Below are 19,658 nucleotides of genomic sequence, written 5' to 3' on the forward strand. Positions count from 1 at the left end.
ATGCTGTGTTGTATGTAATCAGATATATGAAATAGTTGATAATAGAATAAATACTCTATTATTTGTTATTTAATTTATTGAACGTTATATTTTTACGTTGTAAGATTTATAAAGAATTTAATTGCGACGTGTTGCATAAATTAAAAATCAATAAAATATCTCATTGACTTCGGTTGTCTTTGACTCTGTTTCTAATTAGAAATGGTCAATTTTATTGTGTCTATAATAAAAAGTAAGTTGGGAAGTTCCATGACAGAAAAGTTTGTTCAAACGGTATCTAGCGTAAATTACAATAAAGGTGTTTTCTCTCTTTATTTTGTCGGCCAGGATCAAAACAGTATGGCTAACGGTGTAATGGCCGAAAGCGATAATGATCTTGAACTGAAACAAGTTGTCCATATGCCAGCTTCTGGTTTCATGTATATGGTATCGATGATTAAAAACATGCTGGAAGATCCTCGCATGGAAGCTGAATTTGACAAGTTGGTAGCTGCTGGTTTCTTACCTACCGGACCTGAGGCTGAAAATGAAGCTGAAGAGGTTGCAGAAGAAGCAAAAGCTGAAGAAAAAGTGCTACCTAAGAAACGTACTTCCCGCGCAAAAAAATAACTAACTATGGTTGATAGGGCATATGTCTATTAAGCATCAACCAGCAAAACTCACTTTAGCGCAAATACAACATATGATTGGTGGTGTGATGTTGCTTAGTCAATATTCGCCACTTCATCGTAAGTATGTGCTGGCTGAATGGCAGCAACGTATTATGCCTGCTTTTGAGTTAAATCAGTTTTGCTATTACGAAGATGAACATGGACGCCCAGTTGCTTTTTGTAATTGGGCGTTTTTGTCTGAGCATAACCGAGATGAGTTGCTCTCCGGGGAAAGGGAAATAACTCCTTCCGACTGGCGTTCCGGCCAGCATATTTTCATTCCTGAAATGATAGCTCCTTTCGGACATGGCCGTGAAGTCGTCAACGATTTACGTCGGCGTGTGTTCTTACCGTGGAAAGGTCAGAAAGTCTGCACTGTCCGCGGAAAGGTAGATGCTCAAAACGATCGCTGTATCAGACAAGTACAGTGGTTTTCTATTTAATACCTAAAAAGAGTTTGGCTTATGGGAAAACCATTTTGGAGAAGTGTTGAATACTTCTTCACGGGGAACTATTCCGCCGATGATGGCAATAATGACATTGTTGCTATCGGGTTTGGTGGTGAAATACATGCCTATGGTGGCGATGATCATGTCACTGTGGGTTCAATTGGCGCCACGGTTTATACCGGTAGTGGCAACGACACAGTAGTTGGAGGTTCTGCGTATCTAAGGGTTGAGGACTCAAGTGGTAACCTTAGTGTAAAAGGCGCTGCGGGTTACGCGGATATAAATAAATCCGGTGATGGAAATGTTTCTTTTGCCGGAGCTGCCGGTGGGGTGTCAATTGACCATACTGGTAATCACGGTGATGTGAAATATGGTGGTGTGGCTGCATATAATGGTCTTACCCGTAAAGGTCTGACCGGTAATGTTACCTTTGAAGGGGCTGGTGGTTACAACAGTCTTTGGCATGAGACCAACCAAGGCAATTTGTATTTTGCCGGAGCCGGAGCTGGTAATAAGCTAGACCGTACATGGTTCAATCGTTATCAGGGTTCACATGGTGATGTAACCTTTAACGGAGCTGGAGCAGCTAACAGCATCAGCTCAAGGGTTGAAACCGGTAATATTACTTTTAGAGGTGCAGGTGCCGATAACCACCTAGTTCGTAAAGGTAAGGTTGGTAATATTACTTTGCAAGGGGCGGGAGCTTCAAACCGCATCGAACGAACTCGTCAGGTAGAAGATACCTATACAGAAACACGGGGTGATATCAGGTTTGAAGGTGTTGGTGGATACAACAGCCTCTACTCTGATGTTGCGCACGGTAATATTCACTTCTCAGGCGGTGGTGCCTACAACAAGATAACCCGTAAAGGGGCTGGCAATGATTTTGAAGGCGAGGGGCTGGAAAATGCCAACGCTGATGACATTGTATTGACTAATGCGATCATGGGTGGCTCCTGGATCGGTGATTCTCGTCATGTGACAGGTGTTAAATCGGCACGAGAGCCGAATACTTATTTGTTTGCGTTTGCAGATAGTACTTACACCAAAATCAATAAAGTTCAGCTTCGTAACGATCCTCAAACAGGCCAGCTAAAATATTACTCCACAGCTTGGTACAAACACGGCAATCACCTCAATAATCTAGCTAACCAAGATATTTCATCTCATGGCGGCTTCAATGCGGTCAATATCAATGGAGCTTATACGCTTTCTAATTTGACTGTTGAACACCAGCAGTCTGTAACGGTTCATGCTGTTGAGAAAGACCTTACGGAATATAAGTGGGTAACCTATGCAGATGGTGCACTTATTGATGCTGCAGATGTTACGCTGGCTGATGCGAAAATGGGGGGCCATGCAATCTCGACTGATGGCTCTACTGTTGATGTTCAGGCTGTTAAGTCCAATCGTAGGTCGAATACCTATATTTACGCTAAGGTGCTGGGTCCTTACACCAAGATTGTTGTGGTTGAGTTGGCTAATGATTCAGAAACCGGAGCATTAAAATATCAGGCTAGATCTTGGTATAAGACTGGTGATCATACAGCAAACCTGGCAAATGAAGATATCTCGTTAGCCAATGGATATCACTCCATGGGGACTGGTGGGTATTCGCTAAGTGATTTGCATTATAGCGTTAATGCTGTTCGCAGTACGTCTGAGCGAGTTGCTGATATTGACGAATACAGCGAGCAGGCATTAATTAAACCAGCAACGGACAGTGGCGAGAGCTCCGGTGATGTACGCTTCAACGGTGCCGGTGGTGGTAATGTCATTAAGTCGAATGTGACACGCGGTAATGTGTACTTCAATGGTGGTGGTGTTGCAAACGTAATTCTGCACAGCTCCAAGTTCGGTAATACTGAATTTAATGGTGCAGGTGCGGCAAACGTGATTGTGAAAAGCGGCCAAGAAGGGGATTTAACGTTCCGTGGAGCAGGCTTAGCGAATGTCCTTGTTCACCAAAGCAAACAAGGCAAGATGGACGTTTACGCTGGCGGAGCAGTCAATGTGCTGGTTCGCATCGGCGATGGAAAATACCTCGCGCATCTGCTTGCTTACGGCAATATCTCTGTACACAAAGGCAATGGAGACAGCCGAGTTGTGATGCTAGGTGGTTACAACACTCACACCCAAGTAGGTTCAGGCAATGGTTTGTGGTTAGCTGCTGGTGGTTTCAATGTTATGACTCAGGTGGGTAAAGGAGATGTCGCTTCTGTACTTGCCGGTGGTGCTAATGTGCTAACCAAAGTCGGTGATGGTGATTTGACCTCCGGCATGATTGGTGGTGCAAATATCATTACTCATATTACTAGTGACAGCGAGTCATCAGACACAGTAGCGGTTGCGCTTGGCGGTGCCAATATCCTGACCAAAAAAGGTAAGGGTAATACATTGGCTGTTATGGGAGGCGGTGCCAACGTACTGACGCATGTTGGTGACGGAACCACAACTGGTTTGATGGTTGGTGGCGCGAATATTCTGACCAAAGTCGGTAATGGCGACACGACTGGTGTTATGTTGGGTATCGGTAACGTGCTGACCCATGTTGGTAATGGTCGGACTCTGGGTGTAATGGGAGCCGCCGGTAACGTCTTCACCAAAGTCGGTGACGGTACATCAATAGCAGCCATGATTGGTGCAGGCAATATTTTTACTCATGTCGGTAAAGGTGATGCATGGGCACTGATGGGCGGTTTGGGGAATGTCTTTACCAAGGTTGGCAACGGCAATGCGCTGGCGCTGATGGTTGCAGAGGCTAATGTCTTCACACATGTCGGTGACGGTATGTCTGTGGCATTGATGCTGGCTAAAGGCAACATTGCGACTAAGGTCGGTAATGGTATGACATTGGCGGCAATGGTTGGTAATGCCAACATCTTCACTCATGTCGGTAACGGTACCTCGTTTGCCGCTATGATTGGCCAGGCTAACATCATGACCAAGGTCGGTGATGAACTGACAGCTGCGCTAATGGTTGGTAAGGCTAACATCTACACCCATGTCGGAGATGGTACCAGCATCGGTATGTTTGCTGGTGAGCTGAATGTGATGACTAAGGTCGGTGATGGTACAACGCTGGCGGCAATGTTCGGTAAAGCCAACATTATGACTCATGTTGGTGATGGTCTGACTGGTGTACTGGCGCTGGGTGAAGCGAATATTGTGACTAAGGTCGGTGATGACTTCATGGGCGTTGTCGCAGCAGCTAAAGCCAACGTGGTTACTCATGTCGGTAACTCGACAACGGCGGCTGTATTAGCCGGTAAAGGCAATATTCTGACTAAGGTGGGGGAAGGTACAACTGTCGGTTTGCTGATTTCAGATGTCGGTAATGTGATGACCCATGTCGGTGGCGGTTCTACAATCGGTTTTGCCAAAGGTAAGGCAAATATTATCACTAAAGTCGGTGATGGATTGGGTATTAATGCCGCCTGGGGTAAGGCTAACGTATTTACTCATGTTGGTGATGGCGATCGCTATAACTTTGCCAAGGGTGAAGCTAACGTTATTACTAAGGTCGGTGACGGTCAGGAAGTGTCCGTTGTACACGGTAAAGCCAATATTATTACTCATGTGGGTGATGGTGATGACTATACCGGTGCTTGGGGCAAAGCCAATGTGATCACCAAAGTTGGCGATGGTCGTAACGTGGTGTTGGCTAAAGGTGAGGCTAACATTGTTACCCAAGTTGGTAAGGGAGATAGCTTCAATGCGTTGTGGAGTAAAGGCAACATCGTGACCAAGGTCGGTGATGGTATGCAGGTTACGGCCGCTAAAGGTAAGGCTAATATCACCACCACTGTTGGTAACGGCCTGAGTGTGACAGCAGCTTACGGTGATGCCAATATCAATACCAAGGTGGGTGACGGCATTTCAGTTAACGTGGCTTGGGGTAAGTACAACGTCAACACCAAAGTGGGTGATGGCCTCAATGTTGCAGTGATGAAAGGCAAGGCGAATGTCAATATTCACGTCGGTGACGGTTTGGGTATCAATGCCTCTTATGCACGGAACAACGTTGCCATAAAGGTAGGTAACGGCGATTTCTACAGCTTGGCGGTGGCATCTAGCAACACAAAGAGCAATAAGCTGTCGGCACTGTTTGACAACATAAAGCAAACAGTTCTGGGAGTTGGCGGCAGCCAGGCAATTAATTACCTGGTACAAGGCGATGACGCTTCATCGTCAGGTACACGTAAAGGTCGTGGTGCTATTGCTACGCCAGAAATTACTAAGCTTGATGGATTCCAGATGGATGAAATCGAAGAGGTTGGTACTGATCTGGGTGATAGCCTAAGTGGCGGGGTCACAGGTGTTGAAACGCCGGATCTGGATAAGATGCAAGGCGAGCTCGATGTTGAGCAATCACCTGGCAAAGAGCAAAACCCGAACTTGATCGTTAACGGTGATTTTGAACAAGGTGGTCATGGTTGGGGGGCAACCAATGGGATTGAAGCGTCCTATTCTGCTGGTGCTTATGGGGTAAACGGCGAAGGTCATGGCTCTCGTGTCAGCGAGCTGGATACCTACACTAATACCAGCCTTTATCAAGACCTGACCAATCTGTCTGAAGGTGAAGTCATTTCTTTGAGCTTTGATTTTGCAAAGCGTGCAGGCATTTCAAACAACGAAGGCATAGAGGTTCTTTGGAACGGTAACGTTGTATTCTCAACCTCTGGCGATGAGACTGCTTGGCAGCAGAAAACATTGGAGCTGACGGCGAAGGCCGGCAGTAACCGAATCGAATTTAAAGGCACAGGCCACAATGATGGGCTGGGCTATGTCTTAGATAATGTAGTTGCAAAATCTGAGATTTCACAGCAAGCCAATGCTGTCAGCGAAAATGCCAAACAGAATAAAGCCGCACAAAATGCAATGTCGGACAAAGAGCGAGCCGAAGCCGATCGTCAGCGTCTTGAGCAGGAAAAAGAAAAACAACTCGCTGCTCTGTCTGGTTCGCAATCTCAGTTGGAATCAACAGATCAGGAAGCGCTTGAAAGTAATGGCCAGGTACAGCGTGATGCGGTTAAGGAAGAATCTGATGCAGTGACTGAAGACCTGACTGCTATGGCTCAGGGGCTTGATGTCCTTGACGGGCATGCCGACTATAAAGGTGAATCTGGTGACAGTTGGCGTCAGCACTTCGCCGGAGGCATTCTAGATGGTGTACAGGGCCAGGTAGACAAAGCCAAAGATATTTCTGGTGAACATATTGCAACTGCTCGGCAGACGTTTGCTGATAAGCAGCAAGATGTAAAAGAGGCAGTAGCCAAGTCTGAGGTGGGAGTTGCTAAAGGTGAGCAAAATCGTGCTGGTGTTGAGCAGGATATTGTTGATGCCAAAGCAGACGCAGAGGCTCGTAAAGCAGAAGCGCTGTCTCAGAAAAACAATGCTAAACAAGCTGAAAGTGATGCACATAGTGCTGCTCGTGATGGTCAATCTCGTGGCGACCGGGACACTATGGCTGCAGAGAATAAGGCTACTCAGGCACAGGCTGATGCTAAGGGCTCGAAACAGAACGAAGGTGACCGCCCTGATCGTCAGGGTGCGGTTGGTAGCGGTTTGTCTGGTGAGGCGTTTGATGTAAACGGAGCCGGTGATGCGGGTAGTCATGTCGATGTTGATGGGCACTCCCAGGCTGATGGACGTTTCAGTGAGGGGCTAACCGATCAAGAGCAGGATGAACTGGAAGGTGCAAATCAGGCTGTAAACCGCTTGCAGATCAATGCCGGTGTTCGAGCGAAGAATACAGGTTCAGCTGTTACGGAGATGTTCACCGAAACCAACCCTAGCAGTATTGTGGTTCCGGGGCCGATAGAGTCACATGACGTCCGCCGCAAAGAAATCCAAATTTCAGATGTGAGCCTAGAAGGGTTAGGTGAGGTTGCTGAAGCTTCTGCAGCGGTAATGAAATCCGTTGACGGTTTTGAATTCTCACTGCTTGGTACTGATGATGCCAGCTTTATCGACTCGACTAAGCGCCACCTTGGCAAGCTTTCAACGGATTTACCGAGCAAGGAGCTGAGAGCGGTACGTCGTAACATTCAGTATGTTCAGCGTATGCCTTCTGAAGATAACCTTGCTGCATTGGAGCAGGTGATTCAGCAGTGGCAGCAAAAGAATCCGAAAGAGTTCGCTCAGCGTAGTGAGTTGGTTAAGCCACTGCAATTTGAGATTACGTCGCTGCAAAGCCATATTCAGGCAAATCGCGCGAAGGACGCCGATGTCTTTGGTATTGCAATCGATCCGAAAGCTGCCGAAGCGTTTGAATCCAAGGTGGTATTTGACGGTATTGGCCGTGTAGCCGGCTTGATTGAACCGCTGGCAGCAGACGAGATCAGCCGCTTGCAATCGCTTGAAGTGGTTTCACTGACCCAGACAAATTCAACGTCGGAACGTGAAGCGGCGAAAACTGAGAGCGAGAGCATTGTTGAGTTCGTTTATAAGCTAGGCCAGGTCGATGTTGCTGAAGCTGATGCCAGCGAAATCAGCCAGTTGGCAGATCAGGCCAAGGCACTATGGATGAATGGTAATGTTACTCAAGAGAGTGCGGTTGCGCTGTTTAGCGAGGCTCATGACAAGCTGGCGGCTCACCCAGAGCTGCAAACGCTGGCAGGTAAGTTGCTGTCTGATGCACAGAAAGAAAAAGCAACCGGTCAGTATCTCGATAACTTGTTTGGCCGTCGTTTTGATTCTGAAATTGCCCATGAGCTTGTGAAAACACCGACAGGGCAGGCTATTAATACTTCGGCTCAGATCGGTACCAACCTGGTTAACGATTTCGATGAGTGGATGCATACCCTGCTACCGGATGCGGCAGATGACGCTCTGCGTGATGAGCGCATTCAGAAAAAAATGGAAGCATTCGCTAAAGCGATCAACAAGGATGCTCGTCCATGGTTCAGTCGTGTGCCGACCTTAACCCAGTTCCTGGAAACTCCGAACTATGAGAACTTCAAGACCATGATGACGCAAGTCGATGATGGTTTCGGGGTGATCAAAGTTCCTTTCCTTGCGGTGAAAATGGCGATTACCCCTGGATTGGGTATGGAAATGGCACCGTGGAAAGCCGAAGGGGATCGCTTCTATCAGAATGTGATCACCAAGGCGCGCTCAACCAGTGCGGTGATATCAGCAGGTCTTGATGGTGAAAACCCGGTTAACTTAGTTGAAAAGAAAACCAGTGATTACGGTACAGCGCTTCACTACCAGCCGAAAGGTGATGCCTACGGGGACTTTCAGGAAGGCCGCAGTGTGGCCGATGGTCGGATCCTGACTCCGGGTAAAGAGACAACCTTTGAAAGTAATGCTTTGAACAAAGGTCTGTCGGTAGTGACGGGCGCATCAGGCTCAACCAACATCATGATGCACCTGAATCAGCACCTTGCGAGCAAGAATCCAGGATTCTCTGTTGATCAAGCGTATCTGAACACCCTGGCTTTCTTGGTCTTTGATGGCGGTCACTCGGTCAACGAGAGCCTGGCTGTATACAAGGCTCTTCAGGAATCAGGCGATGATCGCAAAGCCGTATTGGAAAGCTATACTGCCAACTATCAGGATCTGGTAGAACTGGCCGGTGATGATTCCAAGGATGCTGTTCGCACTGCGCTGGACAATGCCTTTGAGAAAACACTCGAGTTCTACAAAGAGCATGCTCATTCCGCATCACCTGCAACAGATAAAACTCAGAAAAACTACCAATCACGTGATTTAGTACTTGAGCCAATCAAGCAATCGGAATCCATTGAACTGGGTATGCCTGAGGTTGACCAAAAAGTGCTGGCGGATATCGCAGAGCGTGAAAATGTGATTATTGGTGTTCGCCCTGTTGATGAGAAGTCCAAGTCACTGATTGCCTCTAAAATGTACAGCAGTAAAGGCCTGTTCGTTAAGGCGAAAAGTTCTGATTGGGGGCCAATGTCCGGCTTCATTCCAGTTGATCAGTCGTTTGCGAAAGCATCGGCAAGAAGAGACCTTGAGAAGTTTAACGGTTATGCCGAGCAATCTATTCAGTCCGGTAATGCGGTAAGTGCGGATCTGTATCTAAATCAACGTCGGGTTGATGACCTGATATCAAAATATCATTCATTGACGACACCTGAGCTGGATGCTGAGAGCGGTATGTATAAAACAACTGCGACCAATGGTGATCAAACCGTACCTTTCTTCCTCAATAAAGTGACTGTTGACGGTAAAGAGCTGTGGCAGGTTCATTACATGAAGGATGGCGAGCTGGCACCGTTCAAAGTAATTGGTGATCCGGTATCGAAGCAGCCGATGACTGCGGACTATGACCTGCTGACCGTGATGCATCCTTACGGTGATTTAGGGCCACAGGATAAGGTTAAGCAGCCATTAACATGGGAGCAGTGGAAAGAGTCAGTTACCTACGAAGACTTAACGCCTAAGTACAAAGAGCTTTATGACAATGAAGCGCTTTACAACAAGAAGGACGGGGCGAGCCTTGGCATTGTGAGTGATCGCCTGAAAGAGCTTAAGGATGTGATCAATACTGGTCTGGGCAGAACAAACGGCTTGGAAATGGTTCACCACGGTGCTGATGATGCAAATCCTTATGCTGTAATGGCGGATAACTTCCCGGCGACCTTCTTTGTACCGAAGAGCTTCTTCGAAGAAGATGGTTTGGGTGAAGGTAAGGGTTCAATCCAGACTTACTTCAATGTGAATGAGCAGGGTGCCGTCGTTATCCGTAACCCGCAGGAATTTTCTAACTTCCAGCAGGTGGCGATTAATGCGAGTTACCGAGCATCACTCAATGACAAGTGGAATGCTGGCTTAGATAAGCCTTTGTTTACCAAAGAAGAGAAACTGTCACATGCCTTCCTGGATGCAAGGGATGAATTGGCTAAGAAACTTAATGGTGGTGCTAATAGTCAACTTGAAGAGCTAGGCGGTGAACAAGGCAGTAAAGTTGTACATACCATTGACACTTTGCAACCTTCGGAGATATTGGATCAAGTTATTCGAGACTTGAATAAGTCCTCTACTGTTATGAGTGAGACAAACTTCTATGATCCTAAGAAGTTTGAGTCAGACAGTGCGCGTGTAAAAGCCGAGTGGAAGCAGACGCTGACTAATATTAATAATATTAGAAACATGTATTTCCCACATGACATGGCACGTTACTTTGAAGCACTGAAGAGCTACAAAGTGGGTAACTGTGGTGATCGTGCGCTATATGCTGCTCATCTCATCATGGATAAGTACAATTTCCAAGGTGAAGTAGAGCTTCTGAAGCTGAAAGGTTCAGGGGATCATGTGTTTGTCCGAGTTGGTGGAACATCAGATTCTGCGAAAATTATCGATCCTTGGACTGGCCAGCATTTTGCCTACAGCCAGATTAAAACTTTCCTTTACAATCCGAAGAAGAAAAAAGTGGAAGTTCATCGTTCTTTTGATGAGCTTAAAACGCTATTTAAGGATCTACACCAGGCGAGCCTGAGTTCTGCAACTAAGGCGCAGAATCGCAATGTAGAAAACTGGGAACACGTAGCCGTAACACCTAAAGCTGATGGCGGTGAAACCCGCTTTGACGGTCAGATCATCATCCAGGCGGAGAACGATCCGGTGGCAGCGAAAGCTGCAGCTCGTTTGGCAGGTAAACACCCTGATAGCAGTGTAGTGGTTCAGCTCGATGCTGACGGTAAATACCATGTGGTTTACGGCGATCCATCTCAGTTGTCCGGCAAGCTGCGTTGGCAGGTTGTGGGTCACGGGCGAGATGAATCCGTCAGCAACAACACGAGTTTGAGCGGCCACAGCGCGGATGAACTGGCGGCGAAGCTGGCTCAATTTAGTCAGGACTTCAGTCAGGCGGAAAATATCACCGCTAAACCAGATCACATAAGTATTGTTGGTTGTTCACTGGTGAGTGACGATAAGCAGAAAGGTTTTGCTCAAAGCTTTATTACTGCTATGGCAGAAAACGGAATTCATAGTGATGTTTCTGCACGCAGTTCTGATGTGGCTGTTGATTCGACAGGTCGCAAGCATACCCGTGATGCTAACGAACAGTGGGCTCACAAAGTGGCAGCGAACAAAGTCGTGCTGAGCTGGAACGAGCAGGGTGAAGTGGTTACTCACATTGAGGCGATCCGTAACGGCATTGCCGAAGGTGATGTTGACCTTGCCCGCGTTGGCCAGAACGATAGCGAAGCACCAGCCCGTGGTGCAATCGGTGATAACGGTGATGTCTTTACCGCGCCGGAAAAACGCACTAATACAGCGGAAGCATCATCCGGTGGTTCAGATAGCCAGCTGAGTTACTCTGGCAACATCCAGGTCAACGTTGGCGACGGTGAATTTACCGCTGTTAACTGGGGCACATCGAATGTGGGTATCAAGGTTGGTACCGGTGGCTTTAAGTCATTGGCATTCGGTGACAACAATGTGATGGTTCACGTTGGTAACGGTGACAGCAAGCACAGCTTCGACATGGCCGGTTATCAGGCTCTGGAAGGTGCCCAGATGTTCATCGGTAACCGCAACGTCAGCTTCAATATGGGCCGCAGTAATGATCTTATCGTGATGGCTGACAAGTCGATTCCGACGCCGCCATTGGTTAATCCGTTTGATGGCGCATCACGTATCTCCGGTGTATTGCTGGGCATTGCCCGCTCCGGAGAAGGTCAGGATTGGTTGGCAGCTCAGGATCAGCAATGGACACTGTCCGGTGCGAAGAAGTTTGTGCAGGATATGTCCGGTCTGGATCAGAGCAGCAGCGTGGATTACACCAGCCTGATTGATTTGGACTCGCAGCATGAGCGCAGTAGTCGTGGCCTGAAGCATGACGCCGAGGCAACGCTGAACAAGCAGTATAACCAGTGGCTTAGCGGTAGTGACAACAGCATGGATACCAGCACCATGAGCCGGGCAGACAAGTTCCGCCAGGCAAATGAGAAGCTGGCATTTAACTTTGCTGTTGGTGGCCAGGGTGCCGATATCCAGGTAACTACGGGTAACTGGAACTTCATGTTCGGTGACAATATCCAGTCGATTCTGGACACCAACCTGGGTTCGCTTTTCGGCCTGATGACACAGCAGTTCTCGGCAACCGGTCAGGCGAAAACAACCTTTACCTATAACCCGCAGGATCTGCCTCGTCAGCTGAAGAACAAGTTGCTGGGTAAACTGGCTGGTGTCGGTGCTGAGACCACACTGGGTGATATCTTCGGTGTGGATTACACCGCTGGCGGTCATATCGTATCCCGAAATGGTGAGTCGGTTGACGGCGTGGCGATCCTGAAGGAAATGCTGGAAGTGATTGGCGAGTTCAGTGGCGATCAGCTTCAGGCCTTCACTGATCCGACTAAGCTGCTGGACAGCCTGAAATCTGGTATCGACATGGGTGCGGATGGCATTAAGTCGTTTGCAGAAAGCCATGGCCTGAAAGAAAAAGCACCGGAAGAGGAAGAAGATAAATCTTCTGTGTCTGTGAATGGTGCAAATGCCGGTGTTGAACAAGTTGCTGGTGAAAAGGTTGCTTCTGCTGACAGTACGAAACAGGAACGCGCATTCGGCTTTAATGCCCTGAACCTGCCGAATCTGTTTGCGACCATCTTCAGTCAGGACAAGCAAACGGAGATGAAGTCACTGGTTGAAAACCTGAAAGACAACCTGACGGCAGATCTGCTGAATATGAAGGAGCAGACATTTGACTTCCTTCGTAACAGCGGTCACTTGCAAGGCGATGGCGACATCAATGTCTCGTTGGGTAACTACAACTTCAACTGGGGTGGTGACGGCAAGGATCTGGGAGCGTACCTGGGGGATAACAACAACTTCTGGGGTGGTCGCGGTGATGATGTTTATTACGCTACCGGTACATCTAATATCTTCACCGGTGGTGAAGGTAATGACATGGGTGTGCTGATGGGCCGTGAAAACATGATGTTCGGCGGTGACGGTAATGATACAGCGGTGGTTGCCGGACGTATCAACCACGTCTTTATGGGCGCAGGCGACGACCAGTCATTTGTGTTCGGGGAAGGCGGTGAAATCAACACCGGTACTGGCCGTGATTATGTCGTGACATCCGGTAACTTCAACCGTGTTGATACCGGCGAAGATCAGGACTACTCAGTGACGATTGGTAATAATAACCAGGTTGAACTGGGTGGTGGTAACGACTTTGCTAATGTCTTCGGTAACTATAACCGTGTCAACGGCAGTGCAGGCAACGATGTTATCAAGCTGATGGGCTACCATGCGGTATTGAACGGCGGTGAGGGTGATGATCACCTGATTGCGGCTGCGATATCTAAGTTCAGTCAGTTTGATGGCGGCCAGGGCCGTGATCTGATGGTGCTGGGCGGTTACCAGAACACCTTCAAGGGTGGCGAAGATGTTGACAGTTTCATTGTCAGCGGTAACGTCATTGACAACCTGGTTGAAGATATCCGCAGTGAAGACAATATCGTCTTCAACGGTGTTGACTGGCAGAACCTGTGGTTCGAACGCAGCGGTTATGATCTGAAGCTGTCGGTCCTGCGTGAGCCGGAAGCTGAGACGGATCAGGCTAAGTTCGAAAGCGTCGGCTCAGTGACCTTTGCTGATTACTTCAACGGTAATCGTGCAGATTTGGTTATCGGCATGGGCGAGAAAGATGCAGCTGGTGAGCGTGAATACACTGCTCTGTCTGATAACGCTGTCGATGCTTTGGTACAGGCGATGAGCAGCTTTGCACCTCTGGCTGGTGACAATGGCTTCATCGACAACCTGGACAGCAAGGCACGTGTTGCCGTGACAACGGCATGGTCTGATGTGACTAACGGCAAGGGTGCGATAGCTTAAGACGTAACTAACATCAGGTTTAAAGACGAAATAAAATCAAAGCCGCTTCCCTTTTGGGAGGCGGCTTTTTTATCACTTGTGCTTTGTCTGCTAATAGAGTCTTACAGACTGATAACTTCTTTTTGTTTGTGATAGATGCCGATCAGGTCGTGCATGGTACCAACACGGCCTACAGCCAACTTGTCTTTGATACCGAAGAAGTCCAGGCAGGTGCCGCAGACGATAATTTCAGTGCCTTTTTCTTCCAGCTTCTGCAGAGCGGCCAGGGCATCAGCACCTTCAACACACAGCTTAGCGGCGGTGTTCATGAAGAAAATTGAAGCCGGAACCTGCTCATAATCGGAGCTGACATTGAAAAATGCATTCATCAGCTTGTGACCAATTACATCATCGCCTTTTCCTAAAGTGTCAGAGCCGACAACATAGGATTTTTGCTTCATGATTTGTTCGTCGGCAAAGCTGGCGATAATGGTTTGCCCTTCTTCTGCCTGAAGTACTTCACAGGTCGCGCCGTGCTGAGCAAGAGCTTTGATCAGCGCAGTGGTGTTTTCCTGATCTGAGCTGAGTATCTCCAGAGAAGCCAGTTCCTGTGCCTTTAACGCCTGCTCGAGAAGAGTAAGGGCTTGATCCTGGTTGATACCGCGAACATCAATTTTGTTGTGCATAATGTTTTACTCCATCGATCAGTTGTCTTGTGTAGATATGTGAGAAGGTCACGGTCAGCTGTTCCAGCTTTGCGGCCAGCTCCTGGCATTCGCAGTTCTCCAGCAGAAGACAAAAGCCGCACTGTGAACTGATTGCCCTTGGTGCTGAAATCAGACGAGAGGCCATGCCTGACTTTTTCAGTGCACTTTCAGCTTTCAGCGCAAAGTGGCTGGAGGTGAAGGTGACGATGTAATCCATCGTCGTTACTGCTGACGCTGTCATAATGTTTCCTGTTACTGATTTTGCGATACGGTCTGGTGGCCGATAATGGCAGCCCCCAGGGCGCCGGTAAGCTGCGGGCTGCACGGCGCAGTAATAGTTGGGTCACCGACATGTTCACGGATGGCTTCCAGTACGCCGGGGTTTTGTGCAACACCACCGGTGAAGACGATTTGTCCCTGAAATCCGACTTTGCGACCGAGCGATACAACGCGCTTGGCAACGGAACGGAAAACGCCGCGCAGGATCACTTCGGCAGGAATCCCTCTGTGCAGCAGGCCAACGACTTCGGATTCGGCAAAAACGGCGCACATGGATGAGATTTCACAGGTCTCATTGCATGACAAAGCGGCCTGGCCAATTTCTTCAACTGGCATGTTTAAGGTATGCGCTACCATTTCAATAAATTTACCGGTTCCGGCGGCGCAGCGGTCATTCATGACAAAATCGGCCACTTTACCCTGCTCGGAAACCTGTACGACTTTGGAATCCTGCCCGCCGATATCAATAATGGTTCTGACGTTCGGGCACAGGAAGGCTACTCCGGCGGTATGGCAGATGATTTCCGATGAGGCTTTATCTGCCAGTTCGAAATAGTTGCGCCCATAGCCGGTCGCGACCGTCATAGCGACATCTGAGCGGGTCATATGATTGGCCGCAAGCATTTCCAGGTACGTTCGCTCGGTATTTTCCTGCGGCGCTGAGCCACTCAGGGTAACGGCGGAATCGAGAATTTTTTCGCCATCAAAGAGAACGACTTTGATGGTCCGAGAGCCGATATCGACACCACATGTGATCATTGCGTTAACTCCAGCAGGGTTTGAACACGGACCTTGAGCTGTTCTCGGTCCGAGCTTGAATAATCGGTTTCAACTTTCATGTATGGCAGTCCCAGTTCATTGCGAACGAAGTCATGGATCAGGACAGATTCGACGTTATAGGTGTGGCAGGCTTGCCAGACCAGGTCGATAACAGCGTCAGCCTGATAATCCCGGGCTAAGGTTTTCAGCATCTCTTCACGTTTTTTGTTCGGCGTCATGCAGGAGCAAGGGATGTTGAAGTGTTTGCGAGCGATAGCTTCCAGCGGATCACCCTGTTCAGACACTTCTTCGTAAACGCCTTTAATACCGGAGCAGGCCTCTTGCACAACGACAACACCGCCGCACTCTTCAATGATTTCAATCAGCTTCTCTGTGCCATGGCCGGTTGGGCAGCCGGTTAACAAGATACGTGGGGCATGAACAGGCGTGGCCTGATAACCCTGAGCGATCCTTTCCTGTGCCATAGCCAGGAAGTTTTTCATTTGCTCCATATGCTGGTGGAACCCGGCTACGCGGTAGCGGGTCTGGGCAACTTCATAACCGGATACGATTGAAGGTTTGTGCTTACCCAGTTCCTGAATTGCAAGGATCAGGCGGCGTTCTTCGTTCATGGCCTTGATGGCATCACGCAATTTCTGTTCGGTGATTTTTAGCTGGAAGGTTTGCTCCAGTTTTTCCTTCATCTCTTCCACTTCTGCCAGCCAGTGCTTGAATGCCCGCTCTTCATCCGGCTTTTGTGTCAGCTCAAGCACATGCATGTTTTTGTCACGCGACAGCACTTCATACATTTTCTTTTTGCCGTCGCAGGTGGTTTCCGCAACCAGCAGATCAGAATCGTTGAGCAATGGGCAGCCGCCAGTCAGGGCATAGCCGAAAGAAGATTTGATCATCGGGCACAGGTTGGCTGGTAACAGAGTTTCGGCGTGACTGATGGTGTTCTGGCTGGTACCACACAGACAGATAGGCACTGCATCGGCAGCGAGGATCAGATCGCGTGGAGTGAATTCACAATAGAAGCCGACAATGCCACGTCCAGCGGCCTTTTGCTCCGAAACATAGCGGATTTCATCAGAAATTGCGCTTTTGAAATAGTCGAGAGCTGAAGTGTCGGGGCTTTGAGTGTGTGGTGGTTGAACCGTGGTATTGCTCATTGCCATCATTGCATTCCTTTGTTTCTTATATGAATAATGAAAGTTTGTGCCGGACACCAAACATTCCCGGCACTTTGAATCTCGTCATTGGTCCCAAATTATGGGTAGAAGGATTAATGTGAAGCGATTTGCTCGATCACAGTAAGAACCCGGTTAATGTCATCGGCTGTAGTAAATGCGCCGACACTCAGACGGACTGTGCCGTCAGGGAAGGTCCCCATAGTTTTATGTGAAGCTGGCGAGCAGTGCAGTCCGGTACGACAGTAAATTCCGTGGTCATAGGCCAGCATTTCGTCGACTTCTCCGTTGTCCTTGCCTTCGATAATCAGCGAAACTACACCGACGCGAGGCATTTCGGTTGTCGGGCCGAACACTTTCACCCCGGGAATGGCATTAAGCCCTTCAAGTAGCTGTGTTGTCAGTTGTTGTTCGTGTTGGAAGACAGATTCCACGCTCTGCTCTTCAAGCCAGCTGATACCAGCATTTAAACCGGCAATGCCGGGAAGGTTAGGGGTGCCGCTTTCAAGCGCGTCGGGCAGAAAATCGGGTTGGGTTTCCAGCTCTGAATTACTGCCGGTGCCGCCGGAAATAAGCGGAGTCAGGCCCGCTTCCTGCACCCGTAAATTTAATATCAGACCACCAATCCCCATTGGCCCGAGTAGTCCTTTGTGACCGGTGAAAGCCAGAAAGTCGATGTTGGCTTTGGTCATATCAATCGGAATGCAACCGGCTGTCTGGGCAGTATCAACCAGAAACAAACGGTTTTGCTCTCGGCAGAGTCTGCCGATATCTGCGATTGGCTGTAAGGTGCCAAACGTGTTGGAGCCATGGTTAATTGCTATCAGTTTTGTTGCCGGGGTTATGGCGGCAGCAATATCTTCGATATCGATCAGCCCAGTTTCAGAGTTGCAGGGAATAACCGTAACTGTGATGCCATCCTGCTCCAGTTGGCGCAGAGGGCGCATCATGGCGTTGTGTTCCATGCTGCTGACGATAACGTCGTCTCCGGCTTTCAGTAAGCCCTTGAGCGCAAGGTTCAGTGATTCAGTGATGTTACCGGTGAAAACGGCTTGGGCAGAATCTTCGGCACCGAAAAAATTAAGTAATCTTTCTCGTGTCTCGAAGATCAGCCGTGCACCGTCATTGGCCAGCGGATGGCTGGCGCGTCCGGGGTTGGCGCAGCCCTGGCTGATGAAATGGGTCATCGCATCAACAACTGAAGCGGGTTTGGGGTTACTGGTGGCTGCGTGATCAAGGTAAATCATGGCTACAACATCTCTTATCCAACATCGAATACCTTTCCCGTATAACGAGACAGTGCCGCCGGCTCCCGGAGGCGATGATTATAGTCTTGATTTAATTGGTGAACTTCAGTGAGCCTAGTCTCATATCTTTGATTGTAAAGAGGCAATAATTTCGGATTGTTGCAATCGTTACCATTAATGTGTGATGGATGTTGTTCTTATGGTTGACTGGTAACAATTTTTCCAATATTAGCGCTATTTGTTCACTTATCGCTTAGTTCTTTAATGATTACCGCTTGTGTAAAAATGAGGCGAAAAGGGTGGTTTTTGAGCTTTTATTGATGAGGTTATCTGATTAAGATCAATTTAATTGACATTAATTCTCATTTGGGGGCGGGCGTTCTGTTTGTTTCTTTATGACTATTTGACAATCCTATCTTCACTGAATGAATTTGCATTGGCAAAGGGTATTGTCGTTGTTTTTCTTATTCCTTTTGCTGTTTTTGGTTTTATTTTTTGACTATTTTGTCAGCGTGTTTTATTCAGGTCTGTCCAGTTTTGGGGTTTGTTGATGCCATGAAATGATGCTGTTAGGTTTTTTGGTAGTTCCAATTCAATGGATAAAATAATGAATAAGAAAATATTGCTGCCCTTAATGATGGGCCTTTCCGCTGCTGCGTCAGTTTCTGCTAATGATGTTGTTGAGAGTGTGCTTGTCGACGATATCGCGTTAAACGGTTACACCAAGAAGAGCTATGAGGTGGTGCTGCAAAGCGAACCTGAGCTTTTCCCGTACGCTTTCCGAGGCAGCCGGGTTCAGATGAAACTGCTGGTTGAACTGTTCCACAACTCAACCAATGGCAAGAAAGCAGCCCGTGTTATCACATTGGGTAACGGCTATATTCCGGGTAAACCGGGTGTGGATCTGACCCATGATGCGCCATTGCTGGCTCGCTTTACTCAGAACTATCCTGTTGCTTTTGATTACAGCATTTACCAGGCCGGTGGTACGCCAATTTTCGGTGAAGATTATTCACCACAGAATGAAACCAATGACATTTCAGTTTCCACTACAACAGTTGCTCCATCGATTGGCCTGACGGCGACAGCTACACCAGGCGCTGCACCTAACTTTACTGGTTCACTGAGCAGCCAGCTAGGTGTTGCTTACACGTCGCGTTATTCCAGCAAGGATTATGTAACTGCGGTTAAGCCACATGCAGCAATTAAGCGCGGTACAGGGGTGAAGTGGAGTACTTCTCTTAACCAGCTTTATACCAATGATTACCAGTACTACGGTAAGTGGGCCGGCGTATACCACTACACCGACTGTTACAACGAAAACCTGTTACCGGAAGAAAACCTGCCTCGCCTGATTTATGGCTTCAAACCTAAGTTTCAGTACGTGTTTACTCCGGAGTTTGAGCAGGGAACAGAGCCGCAAACGGATATGATTGTCCGTGCCGGAATGAAGCAGGTTGAAGAAGGATTCAGCCGCAGTGCTTGTACCTGGTCAGATTATGGTACTAAGACGCATTACACAGAGGCGCAGGTTCGTTTCACTATCGATTGGAATAACTTAGCGGTAAACAAGCAATAA

Annotated in this window: 8 protein-coding genes and 2 pseudogenes; 5 read left to right on the top strand and 5 right to left on the bottom strand. The window is 48.3% G+C overall.

Annotated features, from left to right (window positions below):
- Positions 1-249: 249 nt before the first annotated feature.
- From rtxH to AACQ93_RS25435, 4 genes and pseudogenes are all read left to right on the top strand, one after another.
- The gene (rtxH, locus tag AACQ93_RS04770) at positions 250-609 is read left to right on the top strand and encodes a protein RtxH (RefSeq protein WP_064602548.1); all 360 of its coding nucleotides are present in this window, start codon (positions 250-252) and stop codon (positions 607-609) included.
- A gap of 22 nt (positions 610-631) precedes the next feature.
- Positions 632-1,093, top strand: coding sequence for an RTX toxin-activating lysine-acyltransferase RtxC (gene rtxC, locus AACQ93_RS04775; protein ID WP_064602550.1), 462 nt, complete (start codon positions 632-634; stop codon positions 1,091-1,093).
- A 21-nt stretch (positions 1,094-1,114) separates the two neighbouring features.
- Positions 1,115-6,784 (top strand): annotated as a pseudogene (gene rtxA, locus AACQ93_RS25430) (MARTX multifunctional-autoprocessing repeats-in-toxin holotoxin RtxA); the annotation flags it as partial.
- A gap of 2,010 nt (positions 6,785-8,794) precedes the next feature.
- Positions 8,795-13,918: pseudogene (locus AACQ93_RS25435) on the top strand (C80 family cysteine peptidase); the annotation flags it as partial.
- 101 nt (positions 13,919-14,019) lie between these two features.
- On the opposite strand, the gene yedF reads toward AACQ93_RS25435, so the two are convergent.
- The 5 genes from yedF to AACQ93_RS04805 all read right to left on the bottom strand — a co-directional run bounded on the left by yedF (position 14,020) and on the right by AACQ93_RS04805 (position 18,079).
- Complete coding sequence (yedF, locus tag AACQ93_RS04785) at positions 14,020-14,583, bottom strand: sulfurtransferase-like selenium metabolism protein YedF (protein ID WP_007461618.1); 564 nt, start codon at positions 14,581-14,583, stop codon at positions 14,020-14,022.
- Positions 14,567-14,845, bottom strand: coding sequence for a DUF3343 domain-containing protein (locus AACQ93_RS04790; protein WP_007461620.1), 279 nt, complete (start codon positions 14,843-14,845; stop codon positions 14,567-14,569). The genes yedF and AACQ93_RS04790 overlap by 17 nt, the downstream gene beginning before the upstream one ends.
- Before the next feature lie 11 nt (positions 14,846-14,856).
- Positions 14,857-15,642 carry an acyl-CoA dehydratase activase gene (locus AACQ93_RS04795; RefSeq protein ID WP_007461622.1) on the bottom strand — a complete coding sequence of 262 codons (786 nt, stop codon included), beginning with the start codon at positions 15,640-15,642 and terminating at the stop codon, positions 14,857-14,859.
- Positions 15,639-16,820 carry a double-cubane-cluster-containing anaerobic reductase gene (locus AACQ93_RS04800; RefSeq protein ID WP_198160093.1) on the bottom strand — a complete coding sequence of 394 codons (1,182 nt, stop codon included), beginning with the start codon at positions 16,818-16,820 and terminating at the stop codon, positions 15,639-15,641. The genes AACQ93_RS04795 and AACQ93_RS04800 overlap by 4 nt, the downstream gene beginning before the upstream one ends.
- A 107-nt stretch (positions 16,821-16,927) precedes the next feature.
- Positions 16,928-18,079 (bottom strand): aminotransferase class V-fold PLP-dependent enzyme, encoded by a 1,152-nt coding sequence (locus AACQ93_RS04805; protein WP_064602552.1) that lies wholly within the window; start codon positions 18,077-18,079, stop codon positions 16,928-16,930.
- Between the two features lie 607 nt (positions 18,080-18,686).
- Between AACQ93_RS04805 and AACQ93_RS04810 the strand changes: the two genes are divergently transcribed.
- Positions 18,687-19,658, top strand: coding sequence for a leukocidin family pore-forming toxin (locus AACQ93_RS04810; RefSeq protein ID WP_007461633.1), 972 nt, complete (start codon positions 18,687-18,689; stop codon positions 19,656-19,658).

The sequence above is a fragment of the Photobacterium sp. J15 genome (assembly GCF_963870815.1).
GTDB classification, from domain to species: domain Bacteria; phylum Pseudomonadota; class Gammaproteobacteria; order Enterobacterales; family Vibrionaceae; genus Photobacterium; species Photobacterium marinum.

Bases quoted from the DNA above. Each gene is read 5' to 3' on its own strand.
- AACQ93_RS04800 (WP_198160093.1), bottom strand. From the start codon at position 16,820: ATGGCAATGAGCAATACCACGGTTCAACCACCACACACTCAAAGCCCC.
- AACQ93_RS04795 (WP_007461622.1), bottom strand. From the start codon at position 15,642: ATGATCACATGTGGTGTCGATATCGGCTCTCGGACCATCAAAGTCGTT.
- AACQ93_RS04805 (WP_064602552.1), bottom strand. From the start codon at position 18,079: ATGATTTACCTTGATCACGCAGCCACCAGTAACCCCAAACCCGCTTCA.
- yedF (WP_007461618.1), bottom strand. From the start codon at position 14,583: ATGCACAACAAAATTGATGTTCGCGGTATCAACCAGGATCAAGCCCTT.
- AACQ93_RS04810 (WP_007461633.1), top strand. From the start codon at position 18,687: ATGAATAAGAAAATATTGCTGCCCTTAATGATGGGCCTTTCCGCTGCT.
- rtxC (WP_064602550.1), top strand. From the start codon at position 632: ATGTCTATTAAGCATCAACCAGCAAAACTCACTTTAGCGCAAATACAA.
- rtxH (WP_064602548.1), top strand. From the start codon at position 250: ATGACAGAAAAGTTTGTTCAAACGGTATCTAGCGTAAATTACAATAAA.
- AACQ93_RS04790 (WP_007461620.1), bottom strand. From the start codon at position 14,845: ATGACAGCGTCAGCAGTAACGACGATGGATTACATCGTCACCTTCACC.